This is a genomic window from Paracoccus sp. J56, assembly GCF_019633685.1.
Classification (GTDB): domain Bacteria; phylum Pseudomonadota; class Alphaproteobacteria; order Rhodobacterales; family Rhodobacteraceae; genus Paracoccus; species Paracoccus kondratievae.
In genome coordinates this window covers 79,549-97,323 of record NZ_JAFL01000002.1, presented here as the reverse complement: position 1 = coordinate 97,323, position 17,775 = coordinate 79,549, and the positions used below count along the sequence as shown (strand labels likewise).

Genomic DNA, 17,775 nt, shown 5'->3' with positions numbered 1-17,775 from the left:
CGGCACTTGCCGCCGCAGCCTTGTCACCCTAAAGACTTTCGCTGACTGAATTGGCAATCGGCGAGGCAGGACGACAAGATGCGTGGCAAGGGCAAATCGACCATCGTCTGGTTGCTGATGGGTATGCTGGTTCTGGGGCTTGGTGGCTTTGGCGTCACCAATTTCTCGGGCGGGACCGCGGATATTGGCGCGGTGGGCAAGGTCTCGATCTCGGCCCAGGATTATGCCCGTGCGCTGCGCAGCGAGATGCAGGACTTTTCCGCCCGCGCCGGCCGCCAGATCACGGCGGTCGAGGCCAAGGCCATCGGCCTTGATCGCGCGGCACTTGGCCGGCTTTACACCGCCGCTGCGCTTGAGGCCGAGGCAAACCGGGTGGGCGTTTCGGTCGGTGACAAGGCGGTGGCCGATCAGATCGCCAATATCTCGACCTTTCGCGGGCTGAACGGGCGGTTTGATCGCAATCTTTACGCCGACCGGCTGCGCAGCGAAGGACTGCGCGAGGCCGAGTTTGAACAGGATCTGCGCATGGATATGGCCGGGCTGATCCTGCAGGACGCTGCTTTGGCCGGGGTCAGCGCCCCGCAACCGGTCGTGGCCCAGACCCAGGGCTGGCTGCTTGAGACCCGCGACATCCACTGGCGCGAGCTGACCGCCGAGGATCTGCCAGCGCCTGTGGCGACGCCGGATGATGCGACGCTGCAAGCCTGGCATCAGGCCAATGCCGAGAAATTCACCTCGCCCGAGATCCGCAAGATCACCTATGTCTGGCTGGTTCCCGAAATGCTGGAAGGCGAGGTCGAGGTTGATGAACAGGCGCTGCGCGACCTCTATCAAGAACGGATCGAAGAATTCCAGCAGCCCGAACGCCGCATGGTCGAACGTCTGGTCTTTCCGACCATGGCCGCTGCCGAAGAGGCGAAGGCCCGGATTGACCGGGGCGAGATCACCTTTGAGCAACTGGCCGGTGAGCGCGGCCTGACCCTTGGCGATATTGATCTGGGCGAGGTCAGCGAGGCTGAGCTGGGCGCGGCTGGCCCTGCGGTATTTGCACTTGATCAGCCCGGTGTCGCGGGCCCGGCAAGCTCGGATCTGGGGCCGGCGCTGTTCTCGATGAACGCGATTCTTGAGCCGCTGAATATCCCATTTGAACAGGCCAGGACCGATCTGCGCCTTGAGGCAGCCATTGACCGCGCCCGCCGTCAGATCGAGGAGCGTTCGGGCGAGTTCGCGGACCTTCTGGCGGGCGGGGCCACGCTTGAGGATATGGCCAAGGAAACCCCGATGAAGCTTGGCCAGATCGATTGGAGCACTGGGGCGGAGGCCGATCCAAACGGCATTGATGCCTATCCCGAGTTCCGCCAGCGCGCGGCAGAGTTGACCGAAAAAGACTTCCCCGAACTCTTTGAGACCGAGGATGGCGGCGTCTTTGCCCTGCGGCTGGACAAGATCGAGCCTCCGGCGCTGATCCCCTTTGATGAGGTGCGTGAGCGGGTGGCCGAGGACTGGACCCAGAACGAGATTCACCGGCAGCTTCTGGCACTGGCCGAAGAGCAGCGTGTCGCAGCCGAGGCGGCTGCCGAACCCGGCATTGAGCCGGCTCCGGCAGCGGCGACCGCTCCGGTCGCACAGGCCATCGGCGCGGCTGCGACCGGCGGCGGCGCGGCCGGGACCGGAACCGAGGCGGTTGCCAGCAATGGCGCGACCGCCGAGCCAAAACCCACGCCCGATCCCGGTGCGCCCGTGACCGGCCTTGCCCGCGGCGGCTTTATCAGCGGCGTGCCGCAAGAGGTGGTCACCCAGGCCTTTGAGATCGCTGCAGAAGGATCGACCGAGGTCGCGGATGCCGAAAACCGGGTGTTCCTTGTCACGCTTGACAAGATCCATCCTGCCGCGACCGAAGGTGACGAGGCGGCCCAGATCCGCGACACCATTGACGCCCGGCTGACGGATTCGCTGCGCCAGGATGTCTTTGACTACTTCACCCGTGCCCTGCAGGCCCAGGGCGGGGCCACCGTGAACCAGACCGCCGTCGAAGCGGTGAACGCACAGGTCCAGTAATGGATATCTCTCCTGATTTCGCGGCGTTTGAACGCGGCTGGGCCGAGGGCCGTAACCAGCTTCTGACCATCCGGCTTGCCGCTGATCTGGATACGCCGGTCAGCCTGATGCTGAAGCTGGCCGAGGCGGCGCCCAATTCCTTTATGCTGGAAAGCGTCACCGGCGGCGAGGTGCGGGGGCGTTATTCCTTTGTAGGGATGAAGCCCGACCTGATCTGGGAATGCCGCGACGGCAAGGCACGTATCAACCGCAATGCCCGCTATTCGGATGAATTCGTCACTGACGACCGCCCGGCGCTTGACAGTCTGCGGGCCCTGATCGCGGACAGCCGCATGAAGATGCCCGAGGGTGTACCTGCGGGCGCGGCCGGGCTTTTCGGCTATCTCGGCTATGACATGATCCGGCTGGTCGAGCGGTTGCCGGATGTGAACCCCGACCCGCTGGGGCTGCCCGATGCGATGATGATGCGGCCTTCGGTCGTAGCGGTGCTTGATGGGGTCAAGGGCGAGGTGCTGCTTTGCGCTCCGGCCTGGCATGACCCCGAGACACCCGCCCGTGCCGCCTATGCGCAGGCCGCCGAACGGGTGATGGAGGCGCTGCGCGCCCTTGACCGTCAGCCAAACGAGTCGCGCGCGCTGGGACAGGACCTGCAGGTGGGCGAGCTGCGCTCGAACTTCACGCGCGAGGGTTATCTGGCAGCGGTCGAAAAGGCCAGGGAGTATATCCGCGCGGGCGACATCTTTCAGGTCGTGCCCTCGCAACGCTGGGCGATGGATTTCCCGCTGCCGCCCTTTGCGCTGTACCGCGCGTTGCGGCGCACCAACCCGTCGCCCTTTATGTTCTATCTGAACTTTGGCGGGTTCCAGATCGTCGGCGCCTCGCCCGAGATCCTCGTGCGGCTGCGCGAGGGGCAGGTCACGATCCGCCCCATCGCCGGCACCCGCCCGCGCGGCGCGACCGCTGACGAGGATCGCGCGCTTGAGGCTGATCTGCTTGCCGATCAGAAAGAGCTGGCCGAGCATCTGATGCTGCTGGACCTTGGCCGCAACGACGTTGGCCGGGTGGCCAAGATGGGTACCGTCACCCCGACGGAACAGTTCATCGTCGAGCGTTATTCGCATGTGATGCATATTGTCTCGAATGTAGTTGGTGAATTGCGCGAAGGTGAGGATGCGTTGTCGGCGCTGCTGGCGGGGATGCCGGCAGGCACCGTCTCGGGCGCGCCAAAGGTCCGCGCGATGGAGATCATCGACGAGCTTGAGCCGGAAAAGCGCGGAGTCTATGCCGGGGGCGTAGGGTATTTCGCTGCCAATGGCGAGATGGACATGTGTATCGCCCTGCGTACCGGGGTGATCAAGGACGGCCAGCTTTACATTCAGGCGGGTGGCGGTGTCGTCTATGACAGCGACCCCGAGGCCGAGTTCATGGAGACCGTGAACAAAAGCCGCGCCCTGCGCCGCGCCGCCGAGGAAGCGGCGCGTTTCGTGCGCGGCAACGGTTAAGGGCGCGCGGGGCACGGGTCCCGTGCCATGACAGGAGTATGCGGGCATGACGATCACCAAGGCAGAAGAGCTGGATGGCCTGAAAGCCATCGGCAGGATCGTCGCGAATACCATGCATGCCATGGCCAGGGCGATCGAACCCGGCATGACCACCCGCGAACTGGATGAGATCGGCCGCCAGTTGCTGGAGGCCGAGGGCGCGGTTTCCGCCCCTCGCTCGACCTACGGCTTTCCCGGAACGACCTGTATCAGCGTGAACGAGGAAATCGCTCACGGTATCCCCGGGGACCGCGAAATCAGCCGGGGCGATCTGGTCAATATTGATGTCTCGGCCTCGAAGGATGGCTATTTCGCCGATACCGGTGCTTCGTTTCTGGTGGCGCCCAAATCCCCTTCGCTTGAGCGGCTTTGCCGGGATGGCAAGCGCGCGATGGAGATCGGCATTGAGCAAGTCGGCAGTGGCAAGCCGCTGGCCGGGATCGGCAAGGCGGTCGGGCGGTTCGCATCAAGCCGGGGCTATACACTGATCCGCAACCTGGCCAGTCACGGCATTGGCCGGGCGCTGCACGAAGAACCGGGCGAGATTGCGACCTGGCCGACGCGTGGTGACCGCCGTCACATCGACAAGGGTCTTGTGCTGACTGTCGAGCCGTTTCTGTCGATGGGAGGGATGTGGGCAACCGAAGGCGAAGATGGCTGGACGCTTTACAGCGAGCCCCGCGCAGCGGTTGTGCAATACGAACATACTGTGGTCGCAACCGACCGGGGCGCTATCGTCGTCACGATGCCGGGTTAAGCGCGGGGGTGCTGATCCGCGCTGTGGCCGCACATCAGGCTATGCGCGGCCACGAAGCGTCTGATTAATCTTCGCCGCGATAAGGCTGGACGTATTGCAGCGCCATGTCCCAGGGGAAGAAGATCCAGGTGTCCTGGCTGACCTCGGTCACATAGGTCTGAACCATCGGCCGGCCTTTGGGCTTGGCATAGACCGTGGCGAAATGCGCCTTGGGATACATGGTGCGTACATGTTCCAGCGTGCGGCCGGAATCGACCAGATCGTCCACGACCAGAATACCGTCGCCGTCCTGCATGACCGCAGGATCAGGGGCCTTGAGTACCTGAACCTCGCCCCGCTCTTGCCCGCCCTTGCCGCGATAGGACTTGACCGAGATCGTGTCGATGACCCGGACATCAAGTTCCCGCGCGACGATCATCGCAGGCACCAGCCCGCCACGGGTGATGGCAAGGATGGCGCGCCAGTTCCGGTCCTCAAGCCGCCAGGCCAGCGCGCGCGCGTCACGGTGGATCTGGTCCCAGCTGATGTGAAAGCCGCGTTCATGGGGCAGGCGATCGGTCATGCAAGCTCCTTAAAGATTGACGATCAGTAACAGACCCAGCAGCGCCATGGCGACACCGGCCGTCCGGTCGATCCAGAATTTCGCTGCAAAATAGCGCGACCGCATACCCCCTGTCGACATCAGAACCGCAACCAGCGCGTACCAGAACAGCTCGGTTGCCAGACAGACAAGGTAAATCAGCGCCTGACGGCTGATCTGCATCGGCTCGGGAAAGACCGACAGAATCAGCGAGGCGTAAAACAGTGCTGGTTTGGGATTCGAAAGATTAAGCGCGATCCCGCCCCAGAAACCTTTCGTCGCCCCACCGGCCGCATCGGGCAGCGGCCCGGTCGAGGCACGCCACAGCCCCCAGGCGAACCAGAGCAGATACAGCCCGCCAAAGAACTTGAGTGCCGAAAACAGTGTCGGGTGCAGTCTGAACAGCACTGCCAGCCCCGCCAAGGCGAACAGACACCACAGCGAAGCGCCCGTAGCCAGCCCCAGCGCATATGGCAGGGCGCGGCTACGGCCATGGGCAAAAGCAGTCTGCACGGTGGCGATGATCGCCGGGCCGGGTGTCAGAATCGCCAGTGACAGCGCCGAGATCAGAGCAAGGAACTGTTCGGCGCTCATCAGCGAAAATCAGTCCTTTTTCGCCGTTGCGATATCGGGCGCGTCCACCGCCTTCATGCCGACGATGTGATAGCCTGCATCGACGTGATGGGTTTCGCCGGTCACGCCCGAGCCAAGATCGGACAGCAGGTAAAGTGCCGAACGGCCGACCTCTTCCTGGCTGACATTGCGGCGCAGGGGCGAGTTCAGCTCATTCCATTTAAGGATATAGCGGAAATCACCGATACCCGAGGCGGCGAGGGTTTTGATCGGACCTGCCGAGATCGAGTTGACGCGGATGCCATCCTTGCCGAAATCCTCGGCCAGATAACGCACCGATGCCTCAAGCGCGGCCTTGGCGACGCCCATGACATTGTAATGCGGCATCACACGCTCGGCCCCGTAATAGGTCAGCGTCAGCATCGAGCCGCCATTCGGCATCATCGCGGCGGCGCGGCGCGCCACAGCGGTGAAGGAATAGACCGAAATGTCCATCGTCATCAGGAAATTGTCGCGGGTAGTATCCGCATAGCGGCCGCGCAGCTGTTCCTTGTCGGAAAATCCGATGGCATGAACGATAAAGTCGATGCTGTCCCAGCGCTGCTGCAGGGTGGTGAACAATGCGTCAATCGAATCTTCGTTCGACACATCGCATTCGGCCAGAAAATCGGACCCGACTTGTGCGGCCAGCGGCTCGACCCGGCGCCTGAGCGCCTCGCCCTGATATGAAAAGGCCAGCTCGGCCCCGTGATCCGCCAGCGTCTTGGCTATGCCCCACGCGATGGATTTGTCGTTTGCCAAGCCCATGATAAGGCCGCGGCGACCTTTCATCAGCCCCATACCGCCGTCACTTGACATGATGCTGTCCCTCGCGCTTCTTCGATTCCGGGCAGGATTAGGACAACTACCGAGAGGCATCAAGTGTTGGTAAGCAGGCAGCCATGAGCGATCGCAATGGAATTTTCGCCGGAGACGACCCTTTTGCCATAGCCCGCCGCTGGCTGGCCGAGGCCGGGAAAACCGAGCCGAACGACCCTAATGCCATGGCTTTGGCCACTGTCGATGACGCGGGTTTGCCCGATGTGCGCATGGTCCTGTTAAAAGATATCGAAGGTGCGGCGGCGGATGGCTCTTTCGTATTTTATACCAATTACGAAAGCGCCAAGGGCAGCCAGATCGAGGCGACGGGCGTTGCTGCGCTGGTTTTGCACTGGAAATCCCTGCGCCGCCAGATCCGGGTTCGTGGTCATGTCACCCGGGTCGAAGGCGAGGTGGCAGACGCCTATTATGCTTCGCGTCCCCTGCAATCGCGGATTGGCGCCTGGGCATCGCATCAAAGCCGTCCGCTTGCCAGCCGGGCCACGTTGATGGCCGAGGTCGCACGGCTGGGAATCAGCCTTGGCCTTAATCCTTCACGCCCTCCGCATTGGGGTGGATACCGTATCAGGCCGGTTGAGATCGAATTCTGGGCAGACGGCGCGTTTCGTCTGCATGACCGGTTTCGTTGGATAAGATGCGATTCTGACGGCGAAAACAGGGAATTGAATGCAGCCGGGCAGGATATTACGCAAAGTTTCTGGCAAGTTTGCCGTCTTAGCCCTTGATGAGCGGGCAGGATTTATCCATGGTATGGAAAACCTGACCAATCTGGATTCACCTTCGCCTAGTTCTGGTCGAAGGAAGCAGGACCGGAGTTCGGGTTGTTTCTGGTTTTCAAACAGGTGACAGGACGACATGGAAGAAAACGACGAACAACAGCGCAAGATCGCGGGCGTCGTGAAATGGTTTGATGGCAGTAAGGGCTTTGGTTTTCTGACCGACCCTGAAGGTGGCTCCGACATTCTTCTTCATGCCAATGTGTTGAGGAACTTCGGTCAGAGCTCGGTTGCTGAGGGTGCTCATGTCGTGGCCGTAGTCCAGAAGACGCCGCGCGGCATGCAGGCAATCGAGGTGCTGGAGATCACGCCGCCTGCCAGCGAACCAATGCCCGCTATTGCCGATCTGTGCTCGGCCACGCCCGACGAGATCGCATGCCTACCGCTTTTGCCCGCACGGGTGAAATGGTTCGATAAAGCCAAAGGTTTTGGCTTTGCCAATATTTTCGCTGAAAAGGCCGATGTCTTTTTGCACATCGAGGTCTTGCGCCATTCGGGCTTTTCCGACCTGGCGGTGGGTGAGGCAATCGCTCTGCGTGTTGTAGATGGACGTAGGGGGATGATGGCCGCGCAAATCCTTTCCTGGGAAAGAGCAGCAATCGAAGCCCGGCAGTCGCAACCGGGGGGAGCGGCCGCGCTCGCTAAATTGCGGCTGGTCGCGAGCGCGGTATGAAGTTACGGGCCGTAACGGTTGTTCTAGCTTTTCTTGTTACAAATCAGTCTCCGGTCCTCGCGGCCTCATGCAACCCCGACCGGGCCCTGTTTCAGGGTCAGGATGGGGTGGTCGAGGTGTCGGTTGAAATCGCCGACACCCCCGAAACGCGGGCGCAAGGTCTGATGTTTCGCCGCGAGCTGCAGCGCGGCAAGGGTATGCTGTTTATCTATGAAACACCGCAACCGGTCAGTTTCTGGATGCGTAATACCCTTATCCCTCTCGACATGATCTTTATTGATGCGCGTGGAGAGGTCCGCCATGTCCACACGATGGCGCGGCCATTGGACGAGACATCGATTCCAGGCGCTGCACCCGGAGATGTCGCGCCAGAACGGCTGATGGTACTTGAGGTACCGGGCGGTGACGCGGCCCGGCTGGGTATTCGCCCCGGCATGGCGCTGTCCCACCCTCGTCTGCCGCAAGAGGCGGCGCTATCGCCCTGTGACTAGGCTGGTTACCGGTCTCGCGGTCGTTTTCCCCCTTTCCCCCGGCGCAGTCAGCGGCTAGACAGCTGGCTGAGGTCCGGGGCGTAGCGCAGCCTGGTAGCGCGACGGTTTTGGGTACCGTAGGCCGGAGGTTCGAATCCTCTCGCCCCGACCATCACTTAGCTATATTTCACCATGGCTGGTGTGCACTGCGATTTGCAGTTTTGTTCTGGATTCGGCTCGCTGCAACTTCTCAGCCAGCCATCCGTCATGCTGGGTAATAGCGCCACATGGCGCTTAATCACTTCGGTCACGTGTTTGATCGACCAGCCCATATGGGTCGCGATTTCCTTCAGTTCGGCCCCGGCTTCGAGTAAGCGTGTCACCCCGACCATCATCACTTTTTCCGACAGGCTTTGAAAATGATTCTGAGCAAACATAAAGCGCCAGGGCTGATGGCATGCGCTTTTGCTCCCGCTTAGGGGCTGATTCGCTGTCGGCACGGGGCTTGGGTCAGGCGACAGCGCCTCAAGCGGTTCGTTTTCGGCTGATTTTTACTGAAGATGGTGCGGGCGGCGGGACTTGAACCCGCACGGGCTACGCCCCAGGGAGTTTAAGTCCCATGCGTCTACCATTCCGCCACGCCCGCGCCAGAACGCTGGCTACCGGGCGCGGCGGGAATTGGCAAGAGTAGCTGCTTGCGCTCTCAATAACTGCGGGTCGGGCGGTCGAAAACCTTGCGCCCCATCAGCGAGCCAACCAGATCGACCATCAGCTTGGCGGTGCGGCCACGTTCGTCCAGAAACGGATTCAGCTCGACAAGGTCCAGCGAGGTCATCAGCCCGCTTTCATGCAATAGCTCACACACCAGATGCGCCTCGCGGAAGGTGGTGCCGCCGGGAACCGTGGTGCCGACTGCGGGCGCGATCGACGGGTCAAGGAAATCGACGTCCAGGCTGACATGCAAAAGCCCGTTCTCGGCCCGGACGCGGTCAAGGAATTCGCGCAAGGGGGCGATGATGCCACGCTCGTCCAGCACGCGCATGTCGTTGACGATGATATCCGTTTCACGCAAGGCGGCGGATTCGGCGCCGTCCACGCTGCGGATGCCAAACATGCAGATGTTGTGACCGGGAATCGGCACAGGGAATGGTGGAAATGGATCGAACCCAGCCCGTCCCGAGGCATAGGCCAGAGGCGTGCCGTGAAGGTTCCCCGAAGAGGTCGTCTCGGGCGTGTGAAAATCGCTATGCGCGTCCAGCCATAGTACGAATTGCGGCCGCCCCTTTGCCTGCGCATGTGACGCAACCCCGGCCAGCGTGCCAAGCGCCAGCGCATGGTCGCCGCCCAGAAAGATCGGCATCCCCTCGTTCATTGCGGCAGCGCCTGCGGCCTGCAGGGCCTCGGTCCAGGCGATGACCTCGGGCAGGTGATGGACGGCGGGGTTGGCGCAGGTCTGGTGTCGGCCGGGGGCCGGTGCCAGGTCGCCACGATCCTCGACAGTATGGCCCAGATCCTCAAGCGTCGCGGCCAGACCGGCCACGCGATAGGCCGCCGGTCCCATCAGGCAGCCGGGTCGCCGTTGCCCCTCGTCCACCGGGGCGCCGATCAGGATGCAATGGGTCATGCGCGCTTCTTCTCCTGTCTTGTACCCTCTGAAAAGAACATGCCCGGCGGTGGAAAGTCCACAGCCGGGCACAAGACTTGTCAGGAAAGATGGATCAGAAGCTCGCGGTCAGACCCAACCACAGACGACGGCCTTCCAGCACCGTGTTGAAGTCGCTTTCGCGGACCTCTTCGTTGAAAACATTATAGACGGCGGCATTCAGGGCTGCCGTCTCGGTCAGCTGGTAGTTCGCGCCAATATCGACGGTGGTATAAGGCGAATATTTGCGCCCTTTTTGACCGTTGATTTCCACCTCGCGGCCATTGCTGCCGATACGCAGGCCCGAGGCGATTTCCGAGCCGTGGTAATTGGCCGACAGCCAGGTATCCAGCCCCTCGACCGGGGTTACCCAGTCAAAGCGCAGGCTGGCCATATGTTCAGGCGTGCGCGCCAGCGGGAAGCCCGCAAAGTCGCCGGTCTTTTGCTCGGATTTGGTATAGGTATATGAGGCGCGCGCCGACAGGTCCGGGGTGATGTTCCAGTCGCCAGCCAATTCCACGCCCGAGATTTCGGCCTCGTCGACGTTGAAGTTCTGGATAATGCGCCGGTAATATAGCTGTCCGTCCGAGCCGACATATTGCGGACCGTCCGTCCAGTAATCGTATTCGTCAAGGATGCCATCGCCATTGGTGTCGCGGCCAAGGCTTCTTTGTTGCAGCTTGTCTTCGAACTTCGTGTGGAAGGCCGTGGCGCTGACCGTGAATGTATCCGCCTCATAAACGGCAGCCAATTCAAAGTTCAGTGTTTTTTCCGGCTTCAGATCCGGGTTGCCAAGGATAACCGCGCAAGAGGGCGGGGTATTGCTGGCACAGCCCGCGCCACCACTGGTATAGGCATAGCCCGGAATAATCGAACGCAGTTCAGGCGTCTTGTAGCCTGTCGAGATACCGCCTTTGACGGTCAGGTTTTCGGTCGCATTCCAGACGCCATAGATCCGCGGGGCAATATGACCGCCGTAGAATTCGTTATTGGTATAACGCAGGCCCAGCGTCAGCGCGAAATCATCGCGCATGCGCCATTCATCCTCGACATACAATGACCATTCATCGCCGCGGAACTTTTCATCCCGTGGCGTGGCGCCGGGCGCCGTCGCTCCGGGGTTCTGGTCGGTAATATCGGTGCGCAGGAACTGGCCGCCAAAGGTCAGCCGATGCTCGCCATTCCAGGACAGGCTGCGGGTCGCCTTGGCGTCAAGAACCGTGTTGCGCACCTCGGGGGACCGCAGGTTGCGCGTGAATGCGGCGTCGGGGGTCGCGCGGCTGTAAGTTGTGCGTTCGCCCACCTCCTGCGAAAAGCTGAACTCGGTGCTCAGATCCCCGTAATCACCTTTATGGGTCAGCGACCAGTGATCCCGATCATGGTCGCGATAGCCCAGATCGCCGTAATCCTCGGCACTGATCCGGGTCCGCCCGGCTTCAAGCAGGACCTGGTTCTGGTCGTTCACATGCCAGGTCAGACGGGCGCCCAGGTCATAGTCGTCCGAGCCGCCGGGTCCGCCCGAGATCGACGAGGCGTCCTGATCGAACTTGCGGCCCCAGACTTGCAGGCCCAGCGTATTCGCGATCAGCGGACCAGAGGCGTAGAACGAGGTTTGCTGGCTGTTTTCAAAGCCCTTTTCGTCCTGAATGACGGTCTCGGCCGTGATCGAGCCGGTCCAGGTATCGGCGACCGGTTTGGTGATGATGTTGATCACCCCACCCATGGCGTCCGAACCGTAAAGCGAGGACATCGGGCCGCGCACGATCTCGATCCGCTCAATGGCTGCGATCGGCGGGATAAAGCTCTGCTCAAAGCCCGAGTTGCCGTTCACGCGCGCATCGCGGGTGGTCTGGCGCTTTCCGTCCACGAGGATCAGGGTGTACTGGCCCGGCAGGCCGCGGATATAGATATCGGTTTCGTTGGCGACCCCGGTGGTGACAACCCCCTGCACCTCTTTCAGAGCATCGGTCAGGCTGGTGAAACTGCCCTTTTTCAGTTCTTCGGAGGTGATGACCGAAATGCTGGCCGGGGCCTCTTTGATGTTCTGTTCAAAGCCCGCAGCAGTGATGACGATGCTGTCCAGAACGACGACATCGGCATTTTGTTCCTGGGCCAGCGCAAGCGCCGGGGCGCATAGCGCCGGAAGTGACAGCAGCGCCGTGCGCAGGCTGCGGTGCCCGCGAGTGCGGGCTGGATGGGGCAAGGATGGGGAAGGCATGGTCACCTCTCGACAACAGAAAAGATGGATTTCTGCCTTGGTCGACCGGACGAGAGGGAGCGCCGATGCCTGGGTCGCTGACGGGCGGTTAATCAGTCCCGGGCAAGCGGGACAAGGGTATAGTTCTGTCTGCAAAATGTCTGTGGCAGAAATGCGACAAATTTACTAGGTTATTTGCCGCAACCTTGTCCCGATCACCGTAGCGTGCCTCTTTGATCAGTCGCGGATGCCCTTGAACCGCTCTTGCCATTCATCGCGGTTTTCGTCGCTGATCTTGGCAAAAAGCACCTCTGGCACGGTAAACGCATGGCCTGCGGGCAGGGCCTCAAGCGCGGCACGGACGTTATCGGGCCAGTTGCGGTTGTCGGTGTGCATCGCCTCCAGCATCGCCTCCGAGGCGAAGGGAATGAAGGGCGCCGAAAGGACCGCGTAAAGCCGGATCAGGTTCAGCCCCAGACGCACCTGCATTGCGGCTTTTCCGGGGTCGGTCTTGAAGGTGGACCAAGGGGCCGCCGATTGCAGATACTCGTTGCCAAGGACCCAGATCGCGCGCAGCTCGGCTGCCGATTTGCGGATCTCGATATGATCCATGAATCCTTCATAGGCGCGGATCCGGGTGGTCAGCGCCTCAATCAGCGCCTCTTCCTCGGGGCCGTAGCTGCCGCCTTCGGGGATGGTTTCGCCGAATTTGCTGCGACAGAACTTGGTGATGCGGCTGACGAAATTGCCCAGCACATCGGCCAGGTCCTTGTTCACCGACTGCTGGAAATTGTCCCAGGTGAATTCGCTGTCCCCCGATTCGGGCGCATGGGACAACAGCCACCAGCGCCAGTAATCGGCGGGCAGGATCGACAACGCCTGATCCATGAACACGCCGCGTCCCTGACTGGTCGAGAACTGGCCGCCGTCATAGGTCAGATAGTTGAAGCTCTTGATATAATCGACAAGCTTCCACGGCTCGCCCGAACCGATGATCGTCGCCGGGAAGGAGAGGGTGTGGAAGGGCACGTTATCCTTTCCCATGAACTGGGTATAGGTCACGTCATCGGCGCCCTCGTCCAGACGCCACCAGCGGCGCCATGCGCTGTCAGGTTCGCCCCGCTTATCCGTGCCTTCGGCTGTCGCGGCGATATATTCGATCGGCGCGTCGAACCAGACGTAGAAGACCTTACCCTCCATCCCTGGCCAGGGCTTGTCGCCTTTCTTGACCGGGATGCCCCAGTCCAGGTCGCGGGTGATCCCACGGTCCTGCAAGCCGTCGCCGTCGTTCAGCCATTTCCGGGCAATCGAGGTGGTCAGAATCGGCCAGTCAGTCTTGCTGTCGATCCAGGCCGAAATCTGATCCCGGAGTGAACGCTGGCGCAGATAAAGATGCTTGGTTGCCCGCACTTCCAGATTGGTTGAGCCCGAAATGGCCGAGCGCGGGTTGATCAGGTCGGTCGGGTCAAGCTGCTTGGTGCAGTTCTCGCACTGGTCGCCGCGGGCCTTGTCATAGCCGCAGTTGGGGCAGGTGCCTTCGATATAGCGGTCGGGCAGAAAACGACCGTCGTCAATCGAATAGACCTGACGTTCCTCGACCTCCGAGATATATCCGTTTTCGTCCAGCTTGCCGGCGAAATGCTGGGTCAGCACATGGTTGCGCTGGCTGGAAGAGCGGCCAAAATGGTCAAGGGACAGGCCAAAGTTACGGGCGATCTCGGCCTGAATCTCGTGCATTTCGGCGCAATATTCGGCGATCGGCTTCCCGGCCTTGGCGGCTGCCAGTTCGGCAGGCGTCCCATGCTCGTCCGTGGCGCAGATGAACATCACCTCATGCCCACGTCCCCGCAGGTAACGGGCATAGAGGTCCGCGGGAAGCTGCGAGCCGACGAGGTTGCCGAGGTGCTTGATCCCGTTGATGTAGGGGATCGCCGAAGTAATGAGATGCCGCGCCATGATCGGGTCCTGTTAGGTTCCTCGGGTTTCTTTATCCAGCAGTGGGCGCGAAGGCCAGAGCCTCGGCAATCCCCGGATCAACGCGTTCTTTCCGACCATAGGGCAAGCGCCTTGCGGACCACCTCGGGCACGCTTGCGCTTAGCGGCAGCTGCGCGGCGAGGATATCGGCAACCGGCACCCAGCGTGCGTCCGCCGCGTCATCCGCTGCCAGCGGCTCACCCGAAATATAGTCGCATAGCACTGCTGTCAGCAGAAAGTGAAAGCGCAACGAACCGTCGCCGTTACGCTCGATCACGTCGATATTTTCGAGATAGGAAAGCGGGCGGCCGATGACCCCTGTTTCCTCGGCCAGTTCGCGGGCGGCGGCCTCAAGCGCGGTTTCGCCCGGCTCGACATGGCCACCCGGAAAACCCCATAACCCGGCGTCAGGCGGGTTACGCCGCTGAACCAGCAGCGCCCGCGCCGTATCGCCGACGCCGTCCAGCGTCACCGCCAATGCGGCAAGTCTGGGGAAATGGGCCACTTAGCGCCTGCGGTCGCGCCGCGCGCTCATCGGCTGGAATGCGACGCTGACATGCGCCTCGCAATAGGGTTTTCCGGCCACGGTCGGCAGGCCGCAGAACCAGAACTTGTCGGTCGCCGGGTCGCCGATCGGCCATTTGCAGGTCCGCTCGGTCAGCTCCATCAAGCTCAGCTTGCGGGCACGCTTTTCAACCTCGCGCACGCTGGCCAGCGTTTCGGGGCTGATTTCATTGGCCGAGGGCTGGGGCGGCAGCGGCTGCCCAGCCGGCACGATAGGCCGGCGGTTAAAGCTTGCCGGCTGCGCAGGTGCGGGCGCGGGCTCAGCGGCAGGCGCAGCAGCCGCGGGTTTCGGCGCCGGGGCGGCCGCGGGTGCAGGCGCCGGTTTCGGCTCGGGTGCGGCGGCAGTGGGGGCGGCAGGCTTGGCCGCAGCTTCGGGTGCGGGCTCGGGGCTTTCTTCATTACGGTTCGACAGGCCAAGGCGGTGCACCTTGCCAATCACCGCGTTACGGGTCACGCCGCCCAGCTCCTTGGCGATCTGGCTGGCCGACTGGCCCTCGGCCCACATGCGTTTCAACGTCTCGACGCGCTCGTCGGTCCAGGACATGGCTTGCCTTTCCTGCACCGGGTGCTTTCCGGTGCCCTTCGTGCTAGTGGCTTCAATTCCGCAAGACCCGGCCTTAAATCCGGGGATAGCCAGATTTACCCACACAAGCCCGCGAATTCAAGGAGCGCCGATGCAAACGATCCCGACATCCTCCGGAACGCCCCCGGAATTTCGCCAGATGGGTGTGCGGCGCTTTGGCCGGGTGAACTGGCTGGGCCTTTATACACTAAGCCGACGCGAAGTCATGCGCTTCATGAGCGTCTGGCAGCAGACCATATTTGCGCCGCTGATGACATCGGCCCTGTTCGTGATCGTCTTTGCGCTGGCGCTGGGGCGCAACCGGGGCGAGGTGATGGGGTTGCCCTATCTTGCCTTTCTGGGACCCGGGATCCTGATGATGACGGTGATCCAGAACGCATTCGCCAACACGTCGTCGAGCATCATCTCGGCCAAGATGCAGGGAAATATCGTCGATACGCTTATGCCGCCCCTCTCGGCGGGTGAGATCCTGGCCGGTTATCTGATCGGGGCGGTGATGCGTGCCCTGATCGTCGCCACAGCCATCGCAATAGGCATGGCGCTGGTAATCGGGCAGGGGATTGCCCATCCGGTTTGGGCGCTGGTCTTTGTGATCCTTGGCGCCTTGCTCATGGGGGGGCTTGGCCTGCTGGGCGGGATCGTCGCGCAGAAGTTCGACCATATGGCTGCGATTACCAATTTCATCGTGACGCCGCTGTCGTTTCTGTCGGGCACATTTTATTCGGTGCAGGTGCTGCCCCAGCCTTTCCGGGTGCTGGCCCATTGGAACCCGATCTTTTACCTGATCGACGGGGCGCGTTACGGCATCGCCGGTGTGTCGGATGCGCCGGTGCTGCGCGGGCTGCTGATCTGTGGGCTGACCGTGGCGGCGGTTCTGTTCACCGCATGGCGCTGGCTTGCGACAGGCTATCGGATGAAGCCTTGAAATCTTCGTTGCACGGCGCGCGCTTCCGCGCTATGCGACGGGCATGATCGCATGGACCGCTCATATTGCCCGTCCCCGACGTTGACGCTGTCAACGCACGATCACGCCTGCCTTTCTGCATTTTCGTCAGCCATGGTGCCGCCACGCGGCCGTTCCCAGAGAGGGTAACTCCATGATTTCGCACGTCCTGCCGACCTATAACCGCGCGCCAATCGCCTTTGAAAGAGGCGAGGGCACATGGGCCATTGCGACGGACGGGACCCGATATCTGGATCTTGGCGCGGGCATCGCCGTGAACTCGCTCGGCCATGCCAACCCTGATCTGGTTTCTGCCCTGACCGAGCAGGCCGGGCGCATCTGGCATGTCTCGAACCTTTACAACATTCCCCAGCAGGAACAGCTGGCCGATCTGCTGGTCGAGCACACCTTTGCCGACACCGCCTTCATCACCAATTCGGGCACCGAGGCGGCGGAGCTGGCAATCAAGATGGTGCGCAAATACTGGTCCGAGCAAGGCGATCCCGACCGGTACGAGATCCTGACCTTTGAGGGCGCCTTTCACGGCCGTTCGACCGGTGCCATCGCCGCTGCGGGATCGGAAAAGATGGTTAAGGGGTTCGGTCCGCTGATGCCCGGTTTCCGCCAGTTGCCCTGGGGGGACATGGAGGCGCTGAAGGCCGCCATCTCTGACCGCACTGCCGCCGTCATGCTGGAGCCGGTTCAGGGCGAAGGTGGCATCCGGCCGCTGCCCGATGCCGATCTGCGCCTGATTCGCGGGCTTTGCGATCAGACCGGTGCACTTTTGGTGCTGGATGAGGTCCAGTCGGGCATGGGCCGGACCGGCCGGCTGTTTGCCCATGAATGGGCGGGTATCACGCCCGACATCATGATGGTTGCCAAGGGTATCGGTGGTGGCTTTCCGCTGGGCGCGGTGGTTGCGACTGAAAAGGCGGCCTCGGGTATGGCGGCGGGCACCCATGGCTCGACCTATGGTGGCAACCCGCTGGCCTGTGCGGTCGGGGTGCGCGTCATGCAGATCATTGCCCAGCCCGAGTTTCTGGCCGGGGTAAACCGCAAGGGCGCGCTGCTGCGGCAAAAGCTCGAAGGGCTGATCGCCGCCCATCCCGGAGTTTTTGAGGCTGTGCGCGGTCAGGGTCTGATGCTGGGGCTGAAATGCAAGGTTGCCCCCGCCGATCTGGTCAACGCAGGCTACGCTGAACATCTTTTGACCGTTGGCGCGGCCGATAACACCGTGCGCCTCTTGCCGCCGCTGAACATCTCGGACGAAGAGATCGCCGAGGCGGTTGCACGGCTGGATCGTGCTGCCGGGCGGCTTGATGGATAGGCTCGGCCCTCAGCCGCTGAGATTTGCCGATCTGCCCCTGTGGGCGGATCGGTCGCACCCTTGTGACGTGCATAAATCCCGGGCGGCCCCGGCCCGCCCCATTCCCAGCCTGTCGGCCCGTCGCTGTCCCGCCCCGCATCCCGGGGCATATGGGGCATTGGTGAACCATATTCTTTCTTTCGGACCTTGCGCTGGTGCGCCTGCCGCTGGGGGCGGTGCTGACGGCCGGTCCCTGCT

At 62.1% G+C, this 17,775-nt stretch carries 17 protein-coding genes and 2 tRNA genes; 9 read left to right on the top strand and 10 right to left on the bottom strand.

Translation table 11 applies throughout. From position 1 onward, the window contains the following. Nucleotides 1–78: 78 nt before the first annotated feature. The 3 genes from M511_RS01960 to map are packed head-to-tail and all read left to right on the top strand — an operon-like array spanning nucleotide 79 to nucleotide 4,356. A complete protein-coding gene (locus tag M511_RS01960; protein ID WP_085501222.1) occupies nucleotides 79–2,058 on the top strand; it encodes a peptidylprolyl isomerase in 1,980 nt (659 codons plus the stop codon). Then, complete coding sequence (gene trpE, locus M511_RS01955) at nucleotides 2,058–3,560, top strand: anthranilate synthase component I (protein WP_085501221.1); 1,503 nt, start codon at nucleotides 2,058–2,060, stop codon at nucleotides 3,558–3,560. Before M511_RS01960 ends, trpE begins: the two co-directional genes overlap by 1 nt. Before the next feature lie 46 nt (nucleotides 3,561–3,606). Next, on the top strand, nucleotides 3,607–4,356 hold the full coding sequence (map, locus tag M511_RS01950; protein WP_010392693.1) for a type I methionyl aminopeptidase: 750 nt from the start codon (nucleotides 3,607–3,609) through the stop codon (nucleotides 4,354–4,356). A gap of 64 nt (nucleotides 4,357–4,420) precedes the next feature. Here map and gpt read toward each other — a convergent pair whose 3' ends face one another. Genes gpt through fabI form a run of 3 tightly spaced genes read right to left on the bottom strand, consistent with a single transcriptional unit; the run spans nucleotide 4,421 to nucleotide 6,367 of the window. Further along, nucleotides 4,421–4,918, bottom strand: coding sequence for a xanthine phosphoribosyltransferase (gene gpt, locus M511_RS01945; protein WP_010392691.1), 498 nt, complete (start codon nucleotides 4,916–4,918; stop codon nucleotides 4,421–4,423). Nucleotides 4,919–4,927: 9 nt separating this feature from the next. Then, nucleotides 4,928–5,530 (bottom strand): LysE family translocator, encoded by a 603-nt coding sequence (locus M511_RS01940; protein WP_085501220.1) that lies wholly within the window; start codon nucleotides 5,528–5,530, stop codon nucleotides 4,928–4,930. Nucleotides 5,531–5,539: 9 nt separating this feature from the next. Next, nucleotides 5,540–6,367, bottom strand: coding sequence for an enoyl-ACP reductase FabI (fabI, locus tag M511_RS01935; protein WP_029371364.1), 828 nt, complete (start codon nucleotides 6,365–6,367; stop codon nucleotides 5,540–5,542). An 83-nt stretch (nucleotides 6,368–6,450) separates the two neighbouring features. Between fabI and pdxH the strand changes: the two genes are divergently transcribed. The 4 genes from pdxH (at nucleotide 6,451) to M511_RS01915 (ending at nucleotide 8,479) form a co-directional block, all read left to right on the top strand. Then, entirely contained in the window at nucleotides 6,451–7,113 is a 663-nt protein-coding gene (gene pdxH / locus M511_RS01930) for a pyridoxamine 5'-phosphate oxidase (protein ID WP_010392684.1), read from the top strand. A gap of 130 nt (nucleotides 7,114–7,243) precedes the next feature. Next, nucleotides 7,244–7,837, top strand: a complete 594-nt coding sequence (locus tag M511_RS01925; RefSeq protein WP_010392683.1) for a cold-shock protein — start codon at nucleotides 7,244–7,246, stop codon at nucleotides 7,835–7,837. A gap of 116 nt (nucleotides 7,838–7,953) precedes the next feature. Then, on the top strand, nucleotides 7,954–8,328 hold the full coding sequence (locus M511_RS01920; RefSeq protein ID WP_309297703.1) for a DUF192 domain-containing protein: 375 nt from the start codon (nucleotides 7,954–7,956) through the stop codon (nucleotides 8,326–8,328). Nucleotides 8,329–8,402: 74 nt separating this feature from the next. Then, nucleotides 8,403–8,479: transfer RNA gene (locus M511_RS01915), tRNA-Pro, on the top strand. Nucleotides 8,480–8,483: 4 nt separating this feature from the next. Here M511_RS01915 and M511_RS01910 read toward each other — a convergent pair. The 7 genes from M511_RS01910 to M511_RS01880 all read right to left on the bottom strand — a co-directional run bounded on the left by M511_RS01910 (nucleotide 8,484) and on the right by M511_RS01880 (nucleotide 15,229). Further along, a complete protein-coding gene (locus tag M511_RS01910; protein ID WP_085501218.1) occupies nucleotides 8,484–8,744 on the bottom strand; it encodes a hypothetical protein in 261 nt (86 codons plus the stop codon). Between the two features lie 124 nt (nucleotides 8,745–8,868). Beyond that, nucleotides 8,869–8,953: transfer RNA gene (locus M511_RS01905), tRNA-Leu, on the bottom strand. Between the two features lie 57 nt (nucleotides 8,954–9,010). After that, nucleotides 9,011–9,931, bottom strand: a complete 921-nt coding sequence (gene rocF, locus M511_RS01900; RefSeq protein ID WP_085501217.1) for an arginase — start codon at nucleotides 9,929–9,931, stop codon at nucleotides 9,011–9,013. A 94-nt stretch (nucleotides 9,932–10,025) separates the two neighbouring features. Beyond that, complete coding sequence (locus M511_RS01895) at nucleotides 10,026–12,167, bottom strand: TonB-dependent receptor domain-containing protein (RefSeq protein ID WP_085501216.1); 2,142 nt, start codon at nucleotides 12,165–12,167, stop codon at nucleotides 10,026–10,028. Nucleotides 12,168–12,383: 216 nt separating this feature from the next. Then, the gene (metG, locus tag M511_RS01890; RefSeq protein WP_085501215.1) at nucleotides 12,384–14,102 is read right to left on the bottom strand and encodes a methionine--tRNA ligase; all 1,719 of its coding nucleotides are present in this window, start codon (nucleotides 14,100–14,102) and stop codon (nucleotides 12,384–12,386) included. Nucleotides 14,103–14,179: 77 nt separating this feature from the next. Further along, entirely contained in the window at nucleotides 14,180–14,626 is a 447-nt protein-coding gene (locus M511_RS01885) for an NUDIX hydrolase (RefSeq protein ID WP_085501214.1), read from the bottom strand. Next, nucleotides 14,627–15,229, bottom strand: a complete 603-nt coding sequence (locus M511_RS01880; RefSeq protein ID WP_085501213.1) for a GcrA family cell cycle regulator — start codon at nucleotides 15,227–15,229, stop codon at nucleotides 14,627–14,629. A 130-nt stretch (nucleotides 15,230–15,359) separates the two neighbouring features. Here M511_RS01880 and M511_RS01875 point away from each other — a divergent pair, with 130 nt between their 5' ends. Beyond that, complete coding sequence (locus tag M511_RS01875) at nucleotides 15,360–16,193, top strand: ABC transporter permease (RefSeq protein WP_050804202.1); 834 nt, start codon at nucleotides 15,360–15,362, stop codon at nucleotides 16,191–16,193. A gap of 172 nt (nucleotides 16,194–16,365) precedes the next feature. Next, the gene (locus M511_RS01870) at nucleotides 16,366–17,538 is read left to right on the top strand and encodes an aspartate aminotransferase family protein (RefSeq protein ID WP_010398281.1); all 1,173 of its coding nucleotides are present in this window, start codon (nucleotides 16,366–16,368) and stop codon (nucleotides 17,536–17,538) included. Nucleotides 17,539–17,775: the final 237 nt, after the last annotated feature.